General features: G+C 71.2%; 1 protein-coding gene. It reads right to left on the bottom strand.

Annotated features, from left to right (window positions below):
• A partial coding sequence (locus IE239_RS41440; RefSeq protein ID WP_190154603.1) for a beta-ketoacyl synthase N-terminal-like domain-containing protein occupies window positions 1-1,052 on the bottom strand: 1,052 nt, incomplete at both ends.

Below are 1,052 nucleotides of genomic sequence, written 5' to 3'. Positions count from 1 at the left end.
CAAGCGACCGCCTCCAACGCCCGCAGCAACTCCGCCCGCTCCGAACCCCAGACCACCGCCCGATGCTCGAACAACGACCGCGACCGCACCAACGCACCGCCCACCCCCACCACACCCAACCCCTCCTCAGCAGCCACCCACTCCGCCAACCGACCCGCCTGAGCCCGCAACGCCCCACCCGTACGCCCCGACACCACCCACGGCACCACACCACCACCCGACACACCCACCGGACCACCCACCGCCCCCGACACCGCCTCCACCGGCGGCTCCTCCAGCACCACATGCGCATTCGTCCCGCTCAGACCGAACGACGACACACCCGCACGACGCGTCCGCCCCTCCCCACCAGGCCACTCCCGCTCCTGCGTGAGCAGCTCGACGGCGCCGGCCGTCCAGTCCACCCGCGAGGACGGCTCGTCGGCGTGCAAGGTGCGCGGCAGCACCCCGTACCGCATCGCCAGCACCATCTTGATCACACCCGCCACACCCGCAGCCGCCTGCGTATGACCGATGTTCGACTTCACCGACCCCAGCAGAAGCGGCCGCTCACGCCCCTGCCCATAAGTGGCCAACAACGCCTGCGCCTCGATCGGATCACCCAACGCCGTACCCGTACCGTGCGCCTCCACCACATCCACATCACCCGGCTCCAGACCACCCACCGCCAACGCAGCACGGATCACCCGCTGCTGCGACGGACCGTTCGGCGCCGTCAACCCGTTCGACGCACCGTCCTGGTTCACCGCAGAACCCGCCACCACCGCCAGCACATCCCGCCCGGCCGCCCGCGCGGCCGACAACCGCTCCACCAGCACCAGACCCGCACCCTCGGAGAACCCCGCCCCGTCCGCAGCGTCCGAGAACGCCTTGCACCGACCGTCCCCCGCAAGCCCCCGCTGCCGGCTGAAGTCCACGAACAGCCCCGGCGTCGACATCACCGTCACCCCACCCGCCAACGCCATCTCACACTCACCCGCACGCACCGCCCCCACCGCCAGATGCAACGCCACCAGAGCCGACGAACACGCCGTGTCCACCGTCACCGCCGG

The sequence above is a fragment of the Streptomyces humidus genome, assembly GCF_014649655.1.
Classification (GTDB): Bacteria; Actinomycetota; Actinomycetes; order Streptomycetales; family Streptomycetaceae; genus Streptomyces; species Streptomyces humidus.
The sequence above is the reverse complement of the archived record's forward strand: the minus strand, read 5'-3'. Positions and strand labels throughout refer to the sequence as shown.